The sequence below is a fragment of the Nocardia sp. NPDC127606 genome, from assembly GCF_042671725.1.
Lineage (GTDB): Bacteria > Actinomycetota > Actinomycetes > Mycobacteriales > Mycobacteriaceae > Nocardia.
This window is the reverse complement of record NZ_JBHXWQ010000002.1, coordinates 995291-1016730: the sequence shown is the minus strand read 5'-3', so window position 1 is coordinate 1016730 and position 21440 is coordinate 995291. Positions and strand designations below refer to the sequence as shown.

Genomic DNA, 21440 nt, shown 5'->3' with positions numbered 1-21440 from the left:
AGTACCGCCGGCTACCGCGGCCCGCGCCGCATTCCCAGCCCGCACATCCCGACCCCGAGGAGGGATCGCCGACGAAGTCGGCGGTTCGCGCCCGCCAGGGGCGCGAACTCGAGCGCGCCAGCGCTCCAAAAGTTACTGTGCGGGGATGGAGATAGCAGGCAAGGTCGCGATCGTCACCGGCGCGGGTGCGGGCATCGGCGCCGCACTCGCCTATCGCCTCGTCGCCGGCGACGCGCGGGTCGTCGTCGCCGATCTCGACGCGGACAGCGCGGCGAAGGTAGCGGCCGACCTCGGCGACAACGCGATCGCGGTCGGTGGCGATGTGGCCGACGAGCAGGTCGTGGCCGAATTGATCGCCACCGCCGAACACGAATTCGGCCCGGTGGACCTGTATTTCGCGAACGCCGGCATCGGCGGCGGACCCGGCCTCGACAGCACAGAGGCCCAGTGGGCGAGCACCATCGAGGTGAACGTGATGGCCCACGTGCGGGCCGCGAAACTGCTCGTCCCCGGGTGGCTCGAGCGTGGCAGCGGCTATTTCGTCTCCACCGCGTCCGCCGCAGGGCTGCTCACCCAAATCGGTTCCGCCCCTTACTCGGTGACCAAACACGCCGCGGTCGGCTTCGCCGAATGGCTCTCGGTTACCTACGGCGACAAGGGCATTCGGGTGAGCTGCCTGTGTCCGATGGGCGTGGACACCCAGCTGCTCACCGGTGCGCTCATCCCCGACGACCCGGAAGCGGGCGCGCTGGCGATCAAGGCAGTGAAGACGGCGGGCGCGGTGCTCTCCCCCGAGGAAGTCGCCGACACCGTCGTCGAGGCGATGGCCGCCGAACACTTCCTGATCCTGCCGCACCCCGAGGTACTGCAGATGTACCGCAACAAGGGTTCGGACTACGACCGGTGGATTTCCGGTATGCGCCGGTTCCAGACCATGCTGCGCGCGTGAACCACGGACGGTGCGCCCGAAAAAATTCGGCGAGGTAGCGGCGAGATCGCTCGATTCCTGCCACGATGGTCTCTAGCTGCCGGTCACGATCCGCTGATCGGCGGAGGTCTACGCGGAGATCCGGCGATGGCGCACCTGATGTATTTCAAGAAGATTCGCGACGAGCTCACCGAGGTCGAATACCTCTGGGGGCCGAGCCGAGAACAACTCGACTCGTCCCTGGTGATCGACAAAACGACCTTCGCCGCCCTACCCGGGCCTCCCGGCTCGCCCGCGGGCCAGATCATCCTGCGTGCCCGCCGCGGCAGCGATTGGCCCGAGGTAGGCGTGATCGCATCCTGAGCGCTAGTCGGTGACGAGCTCCGCGGCCGCTGTCCGCACCACCTCGGGGATCGCCACCGGTTTGCGGGTGTCGGCGTCGACATAGACGTGGACGAATTCGCCGGTGGCGGCGAGCTCGAGACCGTCGTCGCCGGCACGGAAGATCGCCAGATCGTAGGTGATGCTCGAGTTGCCGAGGCGGGCGATCCGCAGGCCGACCTGGAGCTGGTCGGGAAAGCTGACCGAACCGTGGAATCGGCACGAAGTCTGCGCGACGACGCCGAGCGCGGGCAGCTCGGTGATGTCGGTGCCGGTGGCGCGCATCAGCCAGGCATTCACGGCGGTGTCGAAGTAGGAGTAGTAGGTCACGTTGTTCACATGGCCGTACTGGTCGTTGTCGGCCCACCGGGTCGGCATCGGCCACAGGACGGGATAGCTCATCGGGCCATCATGCCGCGCTCCCCTGCCGGTGGTCGCGCGGGCTCACCCCGAAGTGCCGTTTGAAGGCGGTGCTGAGGGCGAAGGCGCTGCCGTATCCCACTTGGTGAGCGATGGATTCCACGGTCGCGTCGGATTCGGCGAGCAGATCGGCCGCGAGCGAGAGCCGCCATTCGGTCAGGAAGCTCATCGGCGGTTCCCCGACCAGCTCGCTGAACCGGCGGGCCAGCGCGGCACGGGACATGCCGACCGCTTCGGCAAGGGCGACCACCGTCCACGGGTGGGCCGGATTGTGTTGGAGCAGGCGCAGCGCCTTGCCGACCAGCGGGTCGCTGTAGGCGTGGTACCAGGCGGGGGCGTCGTCGCGGGCGAACCAGGCGCGCAGGGCGGCGATGAGCAGCAGGTCGAGCAGGCGGTCGAGGACGGCGGTTTGCGCGGGCAGGTCCTTGGTCGCCTCGTCGACGAGCAGATCGAGCAGGCGGGTATCGAGCTCACCGCGCGGCAGCACCGCGACCTGCGGCAGCGCGCGCAGCAACCGCCTGCTCACCGCGCCCGCCGATTCGTAGGTCCCGGTGACCATCAGCGTCTCACCGTCGATATCGGTGCCCCACTGGCGGACACCCAGACTCAGTGTCTCGCACAGGATCTCGCCCTCGGGCGTGGTGGTGACCTGCCCCGGCTGGATGACGACCTGGGGTTCGGTCGCCGGATCGTCGGCCACCGTATACGGCTGCGGCCCACGGAAAACCGCGACATCGCCCGCGCCGAGTTGCCGCGGCGGCATGGAATCAGTACTGACCCAAGCCTTTCCGCGGATCATCGCGAGCACCGTGAGCGGGGCTTCGTCCTGCACGCGCAGCGACCACGGCGGGTTCAGCAGCGAACACATGAGGAACGCACCGCGGGCGCGTGGACCTTCGAGCAGACCGGCTAACGCATCCACCACTCCACAGTAGACGACAACCCGTAGACGACAACGCATGTTCGTGAGCGGCACGACGATGTCGCCGCAGGCCGCGCGACGGTGTACTTATCTCATGACAAACACCGCTTCTCACCAGCAGATTTCCCTCATCACCGGCGCTACCGGCAAGACCGGCAGCCGGGTGGCGGCCCTCCTCGAAGCCGCGGGCCGACCGGTCCGCCACGGCTCACGCACCGCCGCGATCCCCTTCGATTGGACCGACCGGCAGACCTGGGCGCCCGCGCTCGCCGGCGTCGACTCCGTCTATCTCGCCTTCCAGCCCGACCTCGCCGTGCCCGGCGCCCCGGACATCATCCGCGCGTTCACCGCCGCCGCCCGCACCGCGGGCGCGCGCTCGGTGGTGCTGCTGTCCGGTCGCGGCGAGCCCGAAGCGCTGGAATGCGAAGAGATCGTCAGGAATTCGGGCCTGCAGTGGACCATCGTGCGCTGTGCCTTCTTCGCGCACAACTTCAGCGAAGGCGCCTTCGTCGACGACGTGCTCGCCGGCGCGGTGGCGCTGCCCAACGGCGATGTACCGGAACCGTTCGTACACGTCGACGACATCGCCGAGGTGGCGGCGGCCGCGCTCACCGACGCACGCCACGCGGGTCAGCTCTACGAACTCACCGGCCCCCGCGCCCTGACCTTCGCCGACGCAGTCGGCGAGATCGCCGCGGCCACCGGTCGCGAGATCGCCTTCGTTCCCGTCTCCCGGCCGGAATTCGTTGCGGCGCTGAGCGAATACCAGGTTCCCGATGACGTGATCAGCCTGCTCGACTACCTGTTCGGCACCATCCTCGACGGTCGCAACACCCCCACCGCCGACGGTGTCCGCCGTGCCCTCGGCCGCGAGGCCCGTGATTTCACCGACTACGCCAAGGAGACCGCCGCCACCGGAGCCTGGACACCCCAGCAGTAGAAGTCGGCCGGTGATCCGATGGCGCGCCGCGATCCGCGGCGAGGCGAGGGATAGGCCCGGTACCGTCGAAGCGGTGAGTTCCGCGACTTCCGACCGCCGGCTTCGACCGGCCAGGGCCGCGGTGTTCGCGGCGTTCACGATGAACGGTTTCCTGCTGGCAATGTGGGTGGTTCACATTCCGGCGATCACCGACCGGACCGGGGTGTCCGCGTCGACGCTGGGCATGTTCGTCCTGTTGCTGGCGGGTACCGCGATCGTGGGGATGCGCCTGGCCGGGCCCGCGGCCGATCGGATCGGCAGCCGCACTCTGGTAGCGCTGGCCGCGTCCGCGGTGTCGGTGACGGTGCTCGGTCCCGCCCTGGCGACCGGGCCCGTCACCTTGGCCATCGCGCTGGCCTGCTTCGGCTTCGGCAACGGTGCGCTCGATGTCTCGATGAATACCCAAGCGGTGCACGTCGAACGGGCCTACGGCCGCCCGATCATGTCGGCCTTCCACGCGATGTTCTCCGGCGGCGGATTCGCCGGCTCGCTGGTCGGTGCCGCCACCCAGCGGGCGGGTTGGTCGCCGCAGGTTACGTTGACCTGTGCGGGCATCGCCGGACTCGTCGCTACCGCCGTGCTGGTACCCCACCTCGTCAGCCACCACCGGCCCGAAACCGGTTCACGGCCGGAGCAATACGACTCGGCTGCCGATGAAGGCGCACCGGCTCGGCACGATGCCTCCACTCCCCACGATGTGCCGGCACTCGACAAGGACTCCCGAAGCCGTCACGAACGCACGCGAAAGGTGGTCTCCCTCGGCGTGATCGCGTTCGTGCTGCTCCTCGCGGAGGGTGTGGCGGGCGACTGGAGCGCACTGCAGGCCCGCGAACATCTCGGCGTCTCCGAGTCCGACGCCGCCCTGGCTTTCGGCGCCTTCTCCGCGACAATGACACTCGGGCGCTTCCTGGCCGATCGGGTGAGTGGTGCGATCGGCCCGGTCGCGATCGTTCGCTACGGAAGTCTGCTCGCCGCAGCGGGATTCGCGGTGGTCATCGGATCGCCCTGGTTGCCGCTCACCCTCCTCGGCTGGGCGATGTGCGGCCTCGGCCTGGCGGGTGGTGTTCCCCAGATCTTCTCCACCGCGGGCAATCTCGGCGGCACGACAGCAGCCACGGACATGTCGCGCGTCTTCACCATCGGCTACCTCGGCCTGCTCGCGGGTCCCGCGATGATCGGCTGGCTCACCGCCGCGATCCCGCTGACCGCGGCGCTGGCCGTTCCGCTGGTGCTCACCCTGGCCTGCGCGGCCACGGCGAAGGTCGTCAGTCGGTGAAGGTGATCCGGACCGAGACCGGCGTGCTCTGCAACGCGCGGAAGGTGGCCGCGGTCAGCCCGGCGAACACCGGATTGGGTGCGAAGGTGCGCGACCGCGCGACGACATCGTCGGCCGGGCGCAGCTCCGCGGTCCCGGTTCGCCACCGCTTCCCCTGCCGGACCCGCACAGTCGGTTCCGCGCCGATATTGGCGGCCCACCCCGACCTGGTCCCGTGCTGGCTGATCACCCACGCGCCGCTGTCGTCGAACGCGACCGAGACCGGCACCACCCTGACCTGCCCGGACTTGCGTCCGATCGTCTCCAGCTCGGTCGCGAACGAGGTGCGGATGCCGATCCGGCTCAGCGCGCGGACCGCCGGGTTGGCGACATAGCGGCCCACCGCCCGCTCGACCTCGAACTTGCGTCGCTTCGGGTCCTTGTTGTTCATCGTCGATCCCCTTCTACTACGGAACGCGTCGACACCGTGATGTTTGAGCATGGCCGCCACCGTGAGCCAGGGTGTGCGGTCGGGGTCGGGCTCGTCGCCCGCACCGATCAGGTGCAACTGATCGGTGTGCCACTGCAGGTCGAGGGCGCCTTCGAGGCTCTTGACGTTGGACAGTGTGGATACCCGCGCGGGCAGGCGCAGCGAGATCTGCGGGGAATGCAGTCGCGCTGTGCGCTCGTGCAGGATGTCACCCGCGGCGTTCGGTGACACCGCACTCGGCCTGCCGAGGCCGACCACATCGCACTCTCCCGACTCGACCGCGTCGACCATGGCCACGCGCGAACGGAATCCGCCGGTGACGGCCAGCGGCACCGCCCCGGCGGCCGCGCGTACCGACTCGGCGTACTCGAGGAAGTACGCCTCGCGCGCGACAGTGCTCGCCGAACGCGCCGCCGGCCTGCCCATCATCGCGGGCGATTCGTAACTGCCGCCGCTGATCTCGATCAGATCGAGCTGCTCGGCGGCGAGGCGGCGCACCACCTCGCGTGACTCGTCCTCGGTAAAGCCGCCGCGCTGGAAGTCCGCGGAGTTGAGCTTGATCGCGACGGCGAAGGACTTCGATACCTCGGCCCTGATCGCGCGTACCGCCTCCAGCACGAATCGCGCCCGCCGCTCCGGGTCGCCGCCCCAGCGGTCGTCGCGCTGATTGGCCAGTGGTGAGAGGAACTGTGAGACGAGGTACCCGTGCGCGCCGTGGATCTGCACGCCGTCGAAGCCCGCACGCTCGGCGATCCGCGCGGTGGTGGCGAATCGGTGCACGATGTCGACGATCTCGCCGTCGGTGAGCGCGCGCGGCGCCGGGATACCGGGCAGCCCCAGCCCGATCGCCGAGGGCGCTACCGGCTGCGACCGGGTCGCGAGCGGATTCGCCTGCCGGCCCGGGTGATTGATCTGCATCCAGAGCCGGGCGCCGCCGTCCTTGGCGGTGCGCGCCCAGCGGCGCAGGTCGCCGAGGTGGCGTTCGTCGGCGATGACGACATTGCCCGGCTCGCCGAGATGGTCGTGGTCGACCATCACGTTGCCGGTGACCACCAGACCGAAACCGCCGGTGCCCCACCGGCTGTAGAGCCGCTCGAGCCGTTCGTCCGGCGCGCCGGCGGAGGTACCGAGACCTTCGCTGAGCGCGGCCTTCATCAGCCGGTTGGGCAGCACTTGGCCGCACGGCAGGGCGAGCGGATCGCTCAGGGCTGTCATCGTCGGCTCCTCGCGGATCGCGTCGAGTACACCGATCGGTGTACTTACCCGACGGTAGTACACCGATCGGTATACTTCAATCGGACCGATCGAAAGGATGTCGATGGCAGCACGCGACGGACTCGTCCAGAGCACGATCGACCTGGTGCGCCGCAACGGCGTGGCCGGGACCGGTGTCGCGAACCTGCTCGACCACAGCGGGCTCTCCCGCCGGACGATCTACCTGAACTTCCCCGGCGGCAAGTCCGAGTTGATCACCGAGGCCACCCGGGTCGCGGGCCGGGCGATGACAACGCTGATCGAGACCTTCAGTAGCAACACCAAGCCGGAGGAGACCATCGCGTCGTTCGCCGACGCGTGGAAACAGGTCGTCGAGTCCAGCGACTTCCTCGCCGGCTGCCCGATCGTGGCCGCGGCACTCGGACGCTCGGAGTCACCCGCCGCGGCCGACGCGGCAGGCGAGGCGTTCGACGACTGGGAGCGGACGCTGGAGACCCGGCTACGCGCGGAGAACATCGACCCCGACACCGCCGGCTCCTTGGCGACGACCGTCATCGCCACGATCGAGGGCGCGGTGGTGATGTCGCTCGCCAAGCACAGCACCGAGCCGCTCGACCGCGTCGGCCGTCACCTCACCGAGCTGGTCAGGGCGCACATCCGCCCGGTCGGCACGTCCTGACCAGCACGCCCGCAGCGCTAGAGGTACATGCCGACGTCGGTCGAGTGGTCGATGGTGGAGCGGATCTGGATCCCGCCGTCGCGATGGGCGACCAGTTCGGCCAGGGTCGCACCGTCGGGGAAGCTCGACTCGGCGGGGGCGCCGTCCTGGCGGGCCAGCCACTCGTCGGCTTCCGTCGCCGAGAGCCGGCCGACCTCGAGTTGGGCCAGGCAGCGGCCCGGTCGAACCACGGCGGGGTGCAGCCGGGAGAGGTCTTCGTTGGTGGTGATCGCGATCAACACATTGCGGCCCTGGCCCAGCATGCCGTCGGTGAGGTTGAGCAGACGCGAAAGCTTCTGCCCCGCCGCTTCTTTCGCCTCGCCACGGATCAGCTCGTCGCAGTCCTCCAGCACCAGCAGCCGCCAGCGGCCGTCCTCGTCGTCGCCGTCGGCGCCCGCCGCGACTTCCATCAGGTAGCCGGGATTGCTGAACAACTCTTCCGGATCGACGACACAGTCGACCTGACACCACGGCGCCCATGACCGCGCGAGCGCCCGCAGCGCGGTGGTCTTGCCGGTGCCGGGCTCACCGTGCAGCAGCACCAGCCGTCCCTTGATGTCGGCGACGCCGAGCCCCATCAATCGCTCCATGCTCGCGGACACCGAGCCGGTGTAGTTGCCACGGATCTCCGCCCACGCGGGCGCCGCGATCTGGCGTCGTCTGCGCGCGGGGCGCCGGACGTCCATGTGCCAGAATCCCATCTCGACCGTGGCTTCACTGTCACGTGACAGTGAAGCCCCCTCGGTGGCCTGTGCCAGCATGTCGACGGCGAGTTCGTCACTCACCGCGGTCACCTCGATCGTCGCCGAACCGCTCGCCCACCGCACCGCACGCAAAGCCCAGCCGTCACCGGCCGCGAGCAAGGCACTGCTGTCGTCGTCGGCGACCGAGCGCACGATCCGCGAGTCGGCGGGCCGCAGCGCCGCGTCGGGGCGCACCCGGTCGAGATGAGCCTGGCGGGCGAACGGCTGGTCGCCGCGCAGGAACGGGGCAAGGGCGAGCGCGTCGATCGCATCGCGGGTCGAATAGGTGGAGTCGATGGTCGCCGACCACGGAAACGGCTCGCCCTGATCCTGCGGCTGACGCGGCGAATCGACGAGCCTGAGCTGTTCATTACGTGTGGACACCGAGCCCATGATCGTGGTCGTCGGCCCGGAATGTCCAATGACTTACGGCGAGCACCGCCGGAAACTCGCTGGCACCGAAGGCGAATCCATCGGTACCGTCGTAGTGTGACGTCCACCCAGCACGACCAGTCCCCGCCGGAATCCACCACGAGGGCCGGGATCAAGGAGTGGATCGGACTGGCCGTCCTCGCCCTGCCGACGCTGCTCATCTCGATGGACCTGAGCGTGCTCTACCTGGCAATCCCCAGTATCAGCGAAGCCCTCGAACCCAGCAGCTCCCAATTGCTGTGGATCCTCGACATCTACGGCTTCCTGGTCGCCGGCTTCCTCATCACCATGGGCACCCTCGGCGACCGCATCGGCCGACGCAAACTCCTGATGATCGGCGCGTTGGCCTTCGGCATCGCCTCCGTGATCGCCGCGTACTCCACCAGCGCGAACATGCTGATCGGCACCCGCGCGCTGCTCGGCATCGCGGGCGCGACGCTGATGCCGTCCACGCTGGCGCTGATCCGCAACATGTTCCACGACGACCGCCAGCGCACCGCCGCGATCAGCGTGTGGATGACCAGTTTCATGGTCGGCATGGTGATCGGACCGCTTGTCGGCGGCGCGATGCTCGAGAATTTCTGGTGGGGTTCGGTCTTCCTGGTCGCGGTGCCCGCGATGGTGTTGTTGCTGGCGACCGGCCCGTTCCTGCTGCCCGAGTACAAGGACCCGAACCCGGGCAAGCTCGACATTCTCAGCGCGGTGCTGTCGCTGCTGTCGGTGATGGGTGTCATCTACGGCATCAAGGAGCTCGCCAAGGACGGCTGGTCGATCGAGGCCGTCGGCGTCCTGGTCGCCGGTCTGGTGCTCGGCACGGTGTTCGTCCTGCGCCAGAAGCGCCTGACCAACCCGCTGATCGACCTGCACCTGTTCGGCAATGTCCGGTTCAGCGGCTCGCTGGTCGCGTTGATGGTGGCCATGCTGGCGATGGGTGGACTGTTCCTGCTGCTCTCGCAGTATCTGCAACTGGTGCTGGGCCTTTCGGCATTCGAGGCCGGGCTGTGGACCGTGCCGCAGGCGGCGGCGATGGTGGTGGCCGCGGGTGTGGTGAGCGCGCTCGCCCCCAAGATCCGGCCCGCGTATCTGATGGCGGGCGGCCTGGTGATCGCGATGGCCGGGTACGCGATCTTCACCCAGCTCTCGGGCAGCGATGACCTCGCGTTGATCGTCACCGGCATGGTGGTGTTCTCGCTCGGCCTGAGTCCGATGTTCGTGCTCGGCCTCGATCTGATCGTCGGCGCGGTGGACCCGGAACGCGCCGGTGCCGCCTCGGCCATCTCCGAAACGGGTCAGGAATTGTCGGCAGCTCTCGGCGTCGCGGTGATCGGCAGCATCGGTACGGCCGTCTACCGCGGGCAGATGACCGAGCAGCTGCCCGCCGGACTTCCAGCGGAGATCACGCACACCGCCGAGGACACACTCGCGGGCGCCCTGTACGTCGCGTCAGCGCTACCCGAGCCCTTCGGCGCCGAACTGACCACGATCGCCCGCGAGGCCTACACCCATGCCCTGCAAGTGAATTCGGTGGTCGGCATCGGACTGACTGCTGTCGCCGCCGCGCTGGTCATGACTCTCTTGCGACACATCCCCGCACCGAACACGAAGGCCGCCGACACCGACTGACCACTTGGGTTCGGACACAACGAATCCCGCCCGATGCTGACCGGGCGGGATTCGTCTCTCGCTGAGTTGTCCCCTCCGCGAGGTTCGTATTCGGCCGATTCGGCCGAGGTCCTGATCGCCTACTTGGCAGCCGGGGCAGGGGTGTTCGGCATCGGGGAGTTGATGGTGGTGAAGTACTGCACCGCGGCCATGATCGCGACGGGGGCGGTGATGAAGATCTGGCCCGCGAGGGTGCCGAGCGCGCCGATGGCCATGATGCCGGCGATGCAGCCCACGGCCGCGGCCGGGATGAACGGGCCGAACATGCCGACGATGGTGGCCGAGGCGATGGTGGCGCCCGCGATGCCGCCGAGCACACAACCGACCGCGCCGCCGCCGAGGCCACCGACCAGGGTGGCGATACTGGCGCCCAGGGAGATGGTGCCGGTCATGCGGCTCCAGGCGGCCTGCTCACGGTCGTACTCGCTCTTCCACGGCGCCTTGTCCTCGAAGGGCAGCGCCACCGGCTTGTAGGTGGCGTGCGCCAGGTCGAACTGCGGGGTCAGCGTGGCGGTGCGGCCGGAGATGTCGGCGGCGATCGGGAACACGAATTCGTCTACGCGGAAGGCCAATTCGGTACCCGCGACGGTGGTGCCGTTGGCGGCCTTGATCTTGAAGACGCCGTCCTCGACCACCATCGAGCCCGCGTCGGTGCCGATGATCGTGGAGGTCTCGGTGGTGGTGGAGGTGTAGTTGATCGGCTCATCCGCGGCGGGTGCTGCGTGGCTGGTTCCGGCAGCGATGCCGAGGGCAACGCTGACGGTGGAGGCCAGCAGGGCGAACTTGGTGATTTTCACGGGGGTGAACCTTTCGTGTTCCTCGTGGTGAGTTGCGCGGCGCACAAGCTGCGGTCCGGGCGAGATGTGACCATAGCGAGGTAAGGCTCACCTATCAAGACCTTGCTTAGGCTAACCTCCAAGACGACCGAGTTTCGCCGCGAGAGAGAACCCTGATGAGAAATCCGCGTTGGTGCGGGTGGCTTCTTGCCGCATCCGCGCTGGTCGCAGTATGTGCTCTCAGCTTGCTGGTCGGCACGAAAGCCATTGCGATCGGCGAAGTCTGGCAGGCACTGTTCGGCGTGAGCACCACTCCCGATCACGTGACCGTCACCGAGTACCGCGTGCCACGCACGCTGCTCGGACTGCTGGTCGGGCTCGCGCTCGGCGTCGCGGGCTGCTTGATGCAGGGCCTGACCCGCAACCCGCTGGCAGACCCCGGCCTGCTCGGCGTCAACGCGGGCGCGGCCTTCGCGATCACCATCGCCGTCGCGATGTTCGGCGTGAGCGAGATCACCTCGTATGTCTGGTTCGGGTTCCTCGGCGCCGCCCTGGTGTCGGTGGTCGTCTACCGCGTGGGCACCGCCGGCCGATCCGGCACCGATCCGGTGCGTCTGACGCTGGCAGGTGTCGCCGCCACCGCGGTTCTCGGCGGCCTGACCAGGGGCTTGATCCTGATGCACCCCAAGGCCTTCGACGAAATGCGCCAATGGGATTCCGGCGGACTCACCGGACGCGGATTCGAGATCCTCTACGGCGCGACCCCGTTCATCGTGGTGGGCCTGATCATCGCGGCGCTGTGCGCGCGCTCGCTCAACGCGGTGGCGCTCGGCGACGATCTGGCGCACTCGCTGGGTGTGCACGTGGGGCGCACACGCTTGTTCACCGCGCTGGCGGTGGTGCTGCTGTGCGGCACCGCGACTGCCGCGGTGGGCCCGATCGCGTTCGTCGGTCTCGCGGTTCCGCATGTGGCCCGGTGGCTGATCGGACCCGATCAGCGCTGGATCTTCGCCTATTCGCTGGTGCTGGCGCCGATCCTGGTGCTGTCGGCCGACATCGTGGGCCGCCTCATCATTCGTCCCGATGAAGTCCCCGCCGGCCTGGTCACCGCGTTCCTCGGGGCGCCGGTACTGATCTGGCTGGCCCGTCGCGCAAGGGTAGGTGCCGCCGCATGAGTTCGACGATCGATTTCGGCCGCGCGATGCTGGTGGTCCGGCCGCGCGGAACCCGTTTCTCCGCCCGGATCGGCGTGCGCACCCTGGTGGTCTGCGCTGTCCTGCTCACGATCTCGGTGGTGACAGCGGTACTGGCACTCGGCAGCGGTGACTACCTGATCCCGCCACTGCGGGTGCTGCGCGCGCTGGTGATCGGCGACGAACGGTTCGACCGGCTGGTGGTGTGGGACTGGCGGCTGCCGCGCATCCTGCTCGCGCTGATCCTCGGCGCGGCACTGGGCGTGAGCGGCGCCATCCTGCAATCGGTGACCAGGAATCCGCTGGGCAGCCCGGACATCGTCGGGTTCAACACCGGCGCCTACACCGGCGCGCTGATCGCCATCCTGACCCTCGGCGGTGGACACCTGCAGACCGCGACCGGTGCGGTGATCGGCGGGCTCGGCGCCGCGTTGGTCATCCACCTACTCGCGTTCCGGCACAACGTGGCCGGGTTCCGGCTGATCATCGTCGGCATCGGCGTCAGCGCCATGCTCGCCTCGATCAACACCTGGCTGATCCTGCGCGCCGACCTGGACGCGGCGATGTCGGCGGCGGCCTGGGGCGCGGGCACGCTCAACGGACTGTCGTGGCCGCAGGTCGGTCCCGCGGTGGTGATCCTCGCGCTGCTGGCGATCGCGCTGATCCCGGCGGCACCCCGCTTGCAGATCCTCGAACTCGGTGACGACACCGCCCGGGCGTTCGGTCTGAATGTCAGCCGGGCGATGCTGTGGCTGATCGTGCTCAGCGTCGCGTTCACCGCGGTGGCGACGGCGGTCGCGGGCCCGATCGCGTTCGTCGCCCTCGCCGCACCACATCTGGCGCGCAAGCTGGCCCGCACGCCGTCGATCGCGCTCGCGCCCTCGGCGGCGATGGGAGCGATGTTGCTGATCACCTGCGACTGGATCGCCCAGCACGCGTTCGCCCCGACCACCGTGCCGGTCGGCCTCGTCACCGTCTCGGTCGGCGGCCTGTACCTGGCGTATCTGCTGGTCGCCGAGGCGCGACGGAACTAGGAAAGCGAAAAGATGAACGACACTTCACGGCTGCGCGCCGACCGGGTCCGCCTCGGCTACAAGGGCACCACGATCAGCGACCAACTGTCGGTGGATATCCCGGACGGCAAGTTCACGGTGATCATCGGCCCGAACGCGTGCGGCAAGTCCACCTTGCTGCGTGCGCTGGCCAGACTGCTCACCCCCGAATCGGGGACCGTGCTGCTCGACGACAAACCGATCAGCTCCTACCCGGCCAAGCAGGTGGCCCGGCAGATCGGTCTGCTGCCGCAGACCTCGACCGCGCCGGACGGCATCCGCGTCGCCGATCTCGTTGCGCGCGGCCGCTATCCACATCAGACGCTGCTGCGGCAGTGGTCGAAGGCCGACGAGGAGGCCGTCGCGTCGGCGATGGCGGCGACCGGCGTCACCGAGTTGTCGGCGCGGATGGTCGACGAGCTGTCGGGCGGTCAGCGCCAGCGGGTGTGGATCGCGATGGTGCTGGCCCAGGACACCCCGCTGATCCTGCTCGACGAGCCGACGACCTACCTCGACATCGCCTATCAGATCCAGTTGCTCGATCTGTGCCGGTCACTGAACCGCGAATCCGGGCGGACCGTCGTGGCCGTGTTGCACGACCTCAACCACGCCTTCCGCTACGCCGATCACCTCATCGCCATGCGCGACGGGCGGGTGGTCGCGACGGGTGCGCCCGCCGACATCGTGACCGCCGAGCTCGTCGACGAGGTCTTCTCGTTGCGGTGCCGCATCGTCGACGACCCGGAAACCGGTACGCCACTGGTGATTCCGCTGGCGCAGGACGCCGCCAAGGTGCGCTAGACCTGCGGCGATGCGGTAACCCAACGTAGGTATTCCGCAATTAGTTAAGTTAGGCTAACCTAACTGATTGTGAATGTGACGAGGGAGGGAGTTGCCGTGACCGATGGTCTCGAGTTGCCGCTGACCGGACCGCAGCTCGGCATCTGGAACGCCCAGCGCTTCGATCCCGAGTCCGGTCGCTACCTGGTCGGCGAGGTCCTGGAGATCACCGGAGACACGCCGATCGATGTCGACTCGCTGAGCGAGGCGATCCGTCGCACCGTCGCCGAGGCCGAGAACATGCGGCTGCGGTTCACCGAAACCGCTGACGGGCCGAGGCAATTCGTGAGCGATGCCGCAGCGGTGCTGCGACCGACCGTCGATCTCCGGGCGGCGGCGGAGCCGATGGCCCTGGCCTACGAGGCTGTCGCGCTGGAGCGCGCGCAGGCCGCGCAACGGTGCCGAGGCATGGTCGACCGGCAGCTCTACAACTACACCCTGATCCAGATCTCCGACCGCGTGGTCTGGTGCGTGCAGCTCTACCACCACCTCATCGTCGACGGGTACAGCGCGGCGCTGCTCTCGCGCCGGGTCGCCGCCCACTACACCTCCCTCAGACGCGGAACACCCTCGCCGAAACAAACTTTCGGAACCATCGCCGAGCTGGTCGCCGAGGAGCAGGCCTATCGGGCCGGGCCCGAATTCGAGGCCGACCGCGCCTACTGGCGCGACCAGCTCACACCGTGGCCGGATCTCGACGGTCGCGGTCGCCACCTGGGCGGTGCGGTCGAGCGGACGATCCGGGCCGAAGCCATCCTGTCCACCGAACTGCTCGCGGCACTGCGCGAGAGCGCCGAACGGCACGGGATCACGTGGGCCGACGCACTCGTCGCCTGCTACGCCGCGTTCCTGCACCGCCAACTCGGCACCGCCGACGTGGTGGTCTCGATGCTGCTGATGGGCCGGGTCGGCCGCGCCGCCCTGCGCACACCCGCCATGGCGGTGAACGTGCTTCCCCTCCGGGTCACGGTGAGCGCGGGCGACCGGCTCGGCGAGCTGGGCCCCCGCATCGCCGACACCCTGCGCGAGGTCCGCAAGCACCAGCGCTACAGCGGCGACGACCTCGCCCGCGACTTCCACGGTCACGGTGCGGGCGAACTCCTGCACGGAATCGGCATCAACCTCAAGGTTTTCGACTTCACCCTCGATTTCGACGGTGCGCGTGGTGTGCTGCGCAATGTGGCAGGCGGGCCCCCGGAGGACCTGGGGCTGACCGTCACTCCACTGCCCGACGGCACGGTGCTGCTCGGATTCGAATCCGACGCGCGAACCAACGACGCGGACACGGTGCGCGGGCGGATCGCCGGATTGGTCCGGGTGATCGAGTCTTTCACCGGGTCGGACAAGATCGCGGTAGGAGCGCTCGAACTGCTCGATCCGGCCGAGCGCACGCGGCTGCTGGCCGCGCGGTCGACGGCAATGCAGCTCCCAGACACCGAAACCCGGGCTCTGCACGACGACGAGCCGTCGGTCGCGATGGTCCCCGAGATTCTCGAACAGGTGCTCGCCGAGCAACCGGACGCCGTGGTGCTGAGTTCGGCTCGAGCCGAGTACACCGCCGCCGAACTTCGACTCCGGGTGAACCGGCTCGCGCGCTTCCTGCGCGGGGCCGGGGTCGGGCCGGACTCGATCGTCGGCCTCGCGCTACCCCGCGATGTGGAATTCGTTGTCGCGGTGCTCGCCGTCTGGCGGGCCGGTGGCGCGTATCTGCCCTTGGATCCGGAACATCCGGTCGCCCGGCTGCGAGCGACGATCGCGGATGCGGGCCCCGCTGTGGTGCTCAGCGCCGGTGAGTTCGCGGCCCAGCTCGGTGCCGACGCCCTCGCGATCGACGACGCCGACTTCCGTGCGCGCCTCGACGACCACGCGGACACCGACTTCGATCTCGCGGTGCGGCCCGAGCACGCGGCCTACGTCATCTACACCTCGGGCTCGACCGGTCAGCCGAAAGGTGTTGTCGTACAGCACGGGTCCCTGGCCGCGCTCGTCGCCGCGCACCGCGCCGGGATCCACAGCGCCGCCGCGAGCCGTGCGGGCGACCGTCAGCTGACCATCGCGCACACCACCTCCTTCGCCTTCGACGCCTCGCTCGACCCACTGCTGTGGATGACGGGCGGACATCGAATCCACGTGTACGACAGCGATACCCGGCGTGACCCTGCCGCCCTGGTCGAGGCTTTCGCCCGGGACGGCATCGACGTCGTCGACGGCACTCCGTCGTTGGTCGCCGCCCTGCTCGAACACGGCTTGACCAGCGAACTACAGTCGCTGGCACAGTCGAGCCCGGTCGGCCGGACGTCGGCGACAGCGAGCACCGAGGTGATCGGGCAGATCTCGACAGCGACGGATCTCGCGAGCGCCGACAGCGCCGATGAGGCAGCGCGCCCGCCGCTGACGCTGGTGATCGGCGGCGATGCCTGCTCGGCGGAGCTGTGGGGCGCGATCGATCGCGGCGGGTTCGCGGCGGTCAATCTGTACGGCCCGACCGAGGCGACGGTGGATGTGATCGGGGCGCCGATCGACAGCGCCGGTCCACGGATCGGGATGCCGGTCGCGGGCTCGCGGGCTCAGTTGTTGGACAACGGATTACAGGTCGTCGCCGACGGACAGGTGGGCGAGCTGTATCTCGCCGGTCCGCAGATCGCGCGGGGCTATCTCGGCCGGTTCGCCACTACCGCACAGTCGTTCGTCGCCGATCCGTACGGTCCGCCGGGAGCTCGGATGTACCGCACCGGCGACCGGGCGCGCTGGGTTCCCGGGCTCGGCTACGAATACCTGGGCCGGGTCGACAACCAGGTGAAGATCCGCGGCCACCGTGTCGAACTCGGTGATGTGGCGGCGGCACTCGACGGGCTGCCCGAGATCCGCACCGCGGCAGCCGATATCCGGGACATCGCCGGGCGCCCCACCCTGATCGGCTACGTCGTCGCCGCGACCGGCAACCTCGATACCTCGGCCGCACGCACCCGCCTGGCCGACCTGGTCCCCGAGCACATGGTGCCGGCCCGACTCGTCGTCCTCGACGCCCTGCCCACCACAGTCAACGGAAAACTCGACCGCACCGCGCTACCGGACCCGGCAACGGACGAGTCCGGACGCACACCGGCTACCGCTGCCGAACATGCTGTCCACCACGCGATCTCGACCACCCTCGGCCTCGACACCGTCAGCATGGACGACGACTTCTTCGCCGTCGGCGGCGACAGCATCACCGCCATCACCGTCAGCAGCGGCCTGCGCGCCAAGGGCCTCACCCTTCTCCCCCAGCAACTACTGACCCGGCGCAGCCTCGCCGCGCTGGCCGCGGAGGCGGCCCCCGAGCCGCGACATCCTACGACCGCCGAGAATTTCGAGTCGGCAGCCGCTGTCTCGTCGTCGCTCCCGACAGCGCCCGGTCGCCTGATCGCAGCGCTCGCGCAGAGCGACGTGGACGAGTTCAGCGCTACCTACGGACCGGTCGCCGACGTGCTCCCGCTGTCCCCCTTGCAGGAGGGATTGCTGTTCCACGCGCTGCGCGACGGCGCCGCCGACGTGTACACGATGACGGCCCGGTTCAGCCTCGACGGCGTCGTCGATCCGGAACGCATGGGTGCGGCATTCGCGAACATGCTGCGGCGGCATCCGAACCTCGGCGCGGCGTTCAGCTATGAACAGTTCGACCAGCCGGTGCAGATCGTTCCGCGGGCACCGGGGGTCTCGTGGCAGGTCGAGGATCTGCGTGCGACACCTGATCCCGAAGCGCAAGCGCGACTTTCGGTGCGGCGCGCCGGTTCCGAACCGTTCGACATCGATCACCCGCCGCTGATCCGCGGCCTCCTGATCCGCCTCACCGACACCTCGCACTGGCTGGTCCTGATCGCCCATCACCTCCTGGCCGATGGCTGGTCGGTACCGACGATGGTCCGGGAAACCCTCGCCCTCTACACCGGCGAGACCCTCTCGACCCCCGCCTACTTCGGCGACTACCTCACCTGGCTCGCCACCCGCGACACCGCGGCGACCCTGCACTGGTGGACCGAAAGCCTCACCGGCCTGCGCGCGCCGACCCTGCTCGCCGCCACCCTTACCGAGCCGACCACGAACGACGTGGGCGCACCGCGCTCGGCGGATTCGACGACGGCCCAGCGACAGCGTCCGGTCGGACTGCGGGTTCCGCTCGCCGCCGACGTGGCGACGGCCTTGGCCGAGAACGCCCGGCGACACGGGCTGACCATGAACACCGTGCTGCAGGGCGCGTGGGCGATGGTGCTCGCGGATCACTTCGGGCGGACCGATGTGGTGTTCGGGACCGTGGTTTCCGGGCGTCCCGCTGATCTCGCCGGGGTCGGCGGGATGGTCGGATTGTTCAGCAATACCGTGCCCGTGCGGGTGTCGCTGGGGACCGGTCGGCCGGTGGCCGAGCAGTTCGGGGCGTTGCAGCAGACCTCGTTCGACGGCCAGGCTCGGGGATACCTCGGGTTGGCCACCATCGAGCGGGCGCTGGGAATCGGGCGGTTGTTCGATTCGCTCGTCGTGTTCCAGAACTTCCCGAAAGCCGGTCTGTTGCAGCCGGATCCCGGTGGGGTTCAGGTGGTGGACGTCGACGTGGACGGGCTGACGGACTTCCCGGTCACGGTGACCGCGTTGCCCGGCGCCGAGTTCGCGCTGATGTTGCATCACGACGCGGCCGCGGTGCCGGGCCCGGTCGCCACGCGGCTGAGCGATCGCCTCGGCGCCGTATTGTCCACGCTGGCCGCCGATCTCGACGGTTCCGTCGAGGCAGCCATGGCCGCCGCGATGCCGTCGGAAACGCAGGGCGGCACGCTGGCCGACTGGTCGGCGACGGCGACGATCTCCGCCGATGCTCCGGCCGTCACCGCGAACGGCGTAACGATCTCGTTCGGTGAATTCGACAGCCGGGTCCATCGGCTCGCGCGCTGGCTCATCGACGAGGGCATTCGACCCGAAACTGTTGTCGCGGTGGCGATGACGCGGGGGATCGAGTCGATCGTCGCCGCGCACGCGGTGTGCCGGGCCGGCGGGGTGTACCTGCCGCTGGATCCACACAGTCCCGCGCAGCGCGCCGACAGGATCCTCGGAACATCCCGCGCGGCGCTGGTTCTCACCACCGCGGCCGACGGCTTCGCGACCGATCGCGCGCCGGTGGCGCGAGTCGAAGCATTGGATCTGTCCGGTTTCGCCGATACCCCGGTCTCCGACCTCGACCGACTCGCACCACTGCTCCCCCGCAATGCCGCGTACCTGCTGTTCACCTCGGGCTCCACCGGCGAACCCAAGGGCGTGAGCGTCTCGCACGAGGCCATCGCCAACACCTTCGAGTGGATGCAGCGACGGCACCGGTTCGGCGCGGGCGACACCGTCTTGTACCGCACCGCGGCGACGTTCGACGCCTCCCTGCTCGAGCTGTTCCTGCCGCTGCTGGTCGGTGCGCGCGTCGTCGCGGCGCCGGTGTCGGGTCGACTCGACCGCGACCCGCACTACCTGGCCGAACTGATGGCGACCGAGCGGGTCGGCATGGTCCAGCTCACCTCGTCGATGCTCACCGTGCTCGCCGAGGAGGCCGACCTGAGCGGCTGCACCGCGCTGCGCTGCGTGATCACCGGCGGCGAACCGCTACCGCCGCCGACCGCGGCGCGGATCAGAGCGCTCACCGGCGCCCGCGTCCACAACCTGTACGGGCCCACCGAGGCCGCGGTGTGCATCACCCACCACGAGACCTCCGACGCCGACCGCGGCAATGTCCCGATCGGTCTGCCCGCCACCGGCGCCGATGTGCGCGTTCTCGACACCGAGCTGCGCCCGGTCGCGGTCGGAGTGATCGGCGAGTTGTACCTCACGGGAACGCAATTGGCGCGCGGATACCTCGCCCGCCCGGCGCGGACCGCGGGTTCGTTCGTCGCCGACCCGCTGGGACACGGCGAACGCATGTACCGCACCGGCGATCTCGTGAGCTGGGGCCCGCACGGCGAACTCGACTACGTGGGCCGCGCCGACAGCCAGGTGAAGCTACGCGGTCAGCGCATCGAACTCGGCGAAATCGAGGCAGCCCTGCTGAGCTGCCCCGGCGTCGCCCACTCGGCGGTGATCCTGCGCGAAGACACCCCCGGCGATCAACGCCTCGCCGCCTACCTGGTGGCCAAGGCGGACACCGACATCGACATCGCCGCGGTCCGTTCCGGCTTGCGAGCACGGGTGCCCGCCTACATGGTCCCCGCCGCGTTCGTCGTCCTCGACCACATCCCCCGCACGACCAGCGAGAAGATCGACCGTAAGGCCCTGCCGGTCCCGGACTATGACGCCGGCCCGAGCGGAGGACCGGTAGCCGAAACAAGCACGGCGAACGACGCCGGCGGCTCCCACTTCGCGGCCGGCACCGCGACGGCGACCGGCAGCGGCCCTCACCAGGACGCCGAGCTGATCAGCACCATTCGTTCGGCGATGGCAGCCGTCCTGTCCACCAACGACATCGGTGCCGACGCCGACTTCTTCGAGGCGGGCGGTCACTCCCTGACCGCCGTCCGCGTGATGGGCAGGCTCCGACGGGCAGGTCTCGCGGTCGTCCTCGACGATGTCTTCGAGGCGCCGACCCCACGGGCGCTCGCCGATCGGATCACCCAGAGCGACAATGCCTCTCGACCGTCTTCGCGAGCACACGACGCGACGGCCGACAACGCCTGGGGCGCTCGACTCGATCATGTCCTCGAACTCCGCACCACCGGTTCGCGCGAGCCACTGTTCTGCGTTCACCCGGTCGGCGGCACCGCCTGGCAGTTCGGCCCCCTCGCGAAACTGCTGCGGGCCGACCGCCCGATCATCGGCCTACAGCTCCCGACGCTGAGCGACACCACCTTCCGTGCTCAGACCATCGATGACCTGGCCGCGTACTACGTGGCCACCATCCGCCGAATCCAACCGCACGGGCCCTACCACCTCCTCGGTTACTCCCTCGGCGGCACCGTCGCCCACGCCATGGCCGCCGCGCTGACAGCGGCGGGCGAGCAGGTCGCCTTCATCGGACTGGTCGACGCGTTCGCCCTGTCCGATCTCACCGAACAGGCGACCCGCGCCCTCACCGACCCCGCCGATCTGGACCGGCTGTTGCCCGACATCCCGGACGACGCACCAGAACTGGCGACGAAACTCCGCGATGCCGCGACCACCCTGCTCGGCATGGTCACCGCGTCCACCGCGGCCGACTACGACGGCCCGATGGCGCTCTACGCCGCCGACACCGGAACCACACCGGGCCGCACCGAAGCGCAACTGGCGGGCTGGCAGTCCGCACAGGCGCGGCTCGTGGTGCGCCGACTGCCCTACTCCCACTTCGAGATCGTGTCGCCCGCCGGCTGGGCCGAGGTCGCGGCACTTCTCGACACAGACCCGGTGATCGGCGGCTGAGCATGCAGCGCACCGCTTTTCACCGTTCGAGAAGAA

The 21440-nt window shown here is 69.1% G+C and carries 15 protein-coding genes; 10 read left to right on the top strand and 5 right to left on the bottom strand.

What is annotated here, in order from left to right:
* Nucleotides 1-145 precede the first annotated feature (145 nt).
* Nucleotides 146-949: an SDR family oxidoreductase gene (locus ACFVJ5_RS15345; RefSeq protein WP_379220523.1), complete on the top strand. Its 804-nt coding sequence runs from the start codon at nt 146-148 to the stop codon at nt 947-949.
* A 126-nt stretch (nt 950-1075) separates the two neighbouring features.
* Nucleotides 1076-1291: a hypothetical protein gene (locus ACFVJ5_RS15340; RefSeq protein ID WP_379220521.1), complete on the top strand. Its 216-nt coding sequence runs from the start codon at nt 1076-1078 to the stop codon at nt 1289-1291.
* A gap of 3 nt (nt 1292-1294) precedes the next feature.
* Here ACFVJ5_RS15340 and ACFVJ5_RS15335 read toward each other — a convergent pair whose 3' ends face one another.
* On the bottom strand, nt 1295-1711 hold the full coding sequence (locus tag ACFVJ5_RS15335; RefSeq protein WP_379220519.1) for an acyl-CoA thioesterase: 417 nt from the start codon (nt 1709-1711) through the stop codon (nt 1295-1297).
* A gap of 7 nt (nt 1712-1718) precedes the next feature.
* On the bottom strand, nt 1719-2651 hold the full coding sequence (locus tag ACFVJ5_RS15330) for an AraC family transcriptional regulator (protein ID WP_378995486.1): 933 nt from the start codon (nt 2649-2651) through the stop codon (nt 1719-1721).
* 94 nt (nt 2652-2745) lie between these two features.
* On the opposite strand from ACFVJ5_RS15330, the gene ACFVJ5_RS15325 reads away from it, so the two are divergent.
* Entirely contained in the window at nt 2746-3591 is an 846-nt protein-coding gene (locus ACFVJ5_RS15325; RefSeq protein ID WP_379220517.1) for an NAD(P)H-binding protein, read from the top strand.
* 31 nt (nt 3592-3622) lie between these two features.
* Nucleotides 3623-4906, top strand: a complete 1284-nt coding sequence (locus ACFVJ5_RS15320; RefSeq protein WP_379220660.1) for an MFS transporter — start codon at nt 3623-3625, stop codon at nt 4904-4906.
* Here the strand turns inward: ACFVJ5_RS15320 and ACFVJ5_RS15315 are convergent.
* On the bottom strand, nt 4896-6590 hold the full coding sequence (locus tag ACFVJ5_RS15315) for a nitroreductase family deazaflavin-dependent oxidoreductase (protein ID WP_379220515.1): 1695 nt from the start codon (nt 6588-6590) through the stop codon (nt 4896-4898). The genes ACFVJ5_RS15320 and ACFVJ5_RS15315 overlap by 11 nt on opposite strands.
* 103 nt (nt 6591-6693) lie before the next feature.
* Here ACFVJ5_RS15315 and ACFVJ5_RS15310 point away from each other — a divergent pair, with 103 nt between their 5' ends.
* Entirely contained in the window at nt 6694-7269 is a 576-nt protein-coding gene (locus tag ACFVJ5_RS15310; protein WP_379220513.1) for a TetR/AcrR family transcriptional regulator, read from the top strand.
* Between the two features lie 17 nt (nt 7270-7286).
* Here the strand turns inward: ACFVJ5_RS15310 and ACFVJ5_RS15305 are convergent, their stop codons facing one another.
* Entirely contained in the window at nt 7287-8444 is a 1158-nt protein-coding gene (locus ACFVJ5_RS15305; protein ID WP_379220511.1) for a DUF5925 domain-containing protein, read from the bottom strand.
* 96 nt (nt 8445-8540) lie between these two features.
* Between ACFVJ5_RS15305 and ACFVJ5_RS15300 the strand changes: the two genes are divergently transcribed.
* Entirely contained in the window at nt 8541-10106 is a 1566-nt protein-coding gene (locus ACFVJ5_RS15300; RefSeq protein ID WP_379220509.1) for an MFS transporter, read from the top strand.
* A gap of 119 nt (nt 10107-10225) precedes the next feature.
* Here ACFVJ5_RS15300 and ACFVJ5_RS15295 read toward each other — a convergent pair whose 3' ends face one another.
* Complete coding sequence (locus ACFVJ5_RS15295; protein ID WP_379220508.1) at nt 10226-10942, bottom strand: hypothetical protein; 717 nt, start codon at nt 10940-10942, stop codon at nt 10226-10228.
* Between the two features lie 155 nt (nt 10943-11097).
* Between ACFVJ5_RS15295 and ACFVJ5_RS15290 the strand changes: the two genes are divergently transcribed.
* The 4 genes from ACFVJ5_RS15290 to ACFVJ5_RS15275 all read left to right on the top strand — a co-directional run bounded on the left by ACFVJ5_RS15290 (nt 11098) and on the right by ACFVJ5_RS15275 (nt 21404).
* A complete protein-coding gene (locus ACFVJ5_RS15290; protein ID WP_379220507.1) occupies nt 11098-12096 on the top strand; it encodes an iron chelate uptake ABC transporter family permease subunit in 999 nt (332 codons plus the stop codon).
* Nucleotides 12093-13148, top strand: a complete 1056-nt coding sequence (locus ACFVJ5_RS15285) for a FecCD family ABC transporter permease (protein ID WP_378635657.1) — start codon at nt 12093-12095, stop codon at nt 13146-13148. Before ACFVJ5_RS15290 ends, ACFVJ5_RS15285 begins: the two co-directional genes overlap by 4 nt.
* Nucleotides 13149-13160: 12 nt before the next feature.
* Nucleotides 13161-13967 (top strand): ABC transporter ATP-binding protein, encoded by an 807-nt coding sequence (locus ACFVJ5_RS15280; protein WP_379220506.1) that lies wholly within the window; start codon nt 13161-13163, stop codon nt 13965-13967.
* A 96-nt stretch (nt 13968-14063) separates the two neighbouring features.
* Nucleotides 14064-21404: an amino acid adenylation domain-containing protein gene (locus ACFVJ5_RS15275; protein ID WP_379220505.1), complete on the top strand. Its 7341-nt coding sequence runs from the start codon at nt 14064-14066 to the stop codon at nt 21402-21404.
* Nucleotides 21405-21440: the final 36 nt, after the last annotated feature.

What these genes read in the sequence shown, in the direction of transcription:
- ACFVJ5_RS15345 (WP_379220523.1), top strand. Translation starts at nt 146, where the DNA reads ATGGAGATAGCAGGCAAGGTCGCGATCGTCACCGGCGCGGGTGCGGGC.
- ACFVJ5_RS15340 (WP_379220521.1), top strand. Translation starts at nt 1,076, where the DNA reads ATGGCGCACCTGATGTATTTCAAGAAGATTCGCGACGAGCTCACCGAG.
- ACFVJ5_RS15335 (WP_379220519.1), bottom strand. Translation starts at nt 1,711, where the DNA reads ATGAGCTATCCCGTCCTGTGGCCGATGCCGACCCGGTGGGCCGACAAC.
- ACFVJ5_RS15325 (WP_379220517.1), top strand. Translation starts at nt 2,746, where the DNA reads ATGACAAACACCGCTTCTCACCAGCAGATTTCCCTCATCACCGGCGCT.
- ACFVJ5_RS15315 (WP_379220515.1), bottom strand. Translation starts at nt 6,590, where the DNA reads ATGACAGCCCTGAGCGATCCGCTCGCCCTGCCGTGCGGCCAAGTGCTG.
- ACFVJ5_RS15310 (WP_379220513.1), top strand. Translation starts at nt 6,694, where the DNA reads ATGGCAGCACGCGACGGACTCGTCCAGAGCACGATCGACCTGGTGCGC.
- ACFVJ5_RS15305 (WP_379220511.1), bottom strand. Translation starts at nt 8,444, where the DNA reads ATGGGCTCGGTGTCCACACGTAATGAACAGCTCAGGCTCGTCGATTCG.
- ACFVJ5_RS15290 (WP_379220507.1), top strand. Translation starts at nt 11,098, where the DNA reads ATGAGAAATCCGCGTTGGTGCGGGTGGCTTCTTGCCGCATCCGCGCTG.
- ACFVJ5_RS15285 (WP_378635657.1), top strand. Translation starts at nt 12,093, where the DNA reads ATGAGTTCGACGATCGATTTCGGCCGCGCGATGCTGGTGGTCCGGCCG.
- ACFVJ5_RS15280 (WP_379220506.1), top strand. Translation starts at nt 13,161, where the DNA reads ATGAACGACACTTCACGGCTGCGCGCCGACCGGGTCCGCCTCGGCTAC.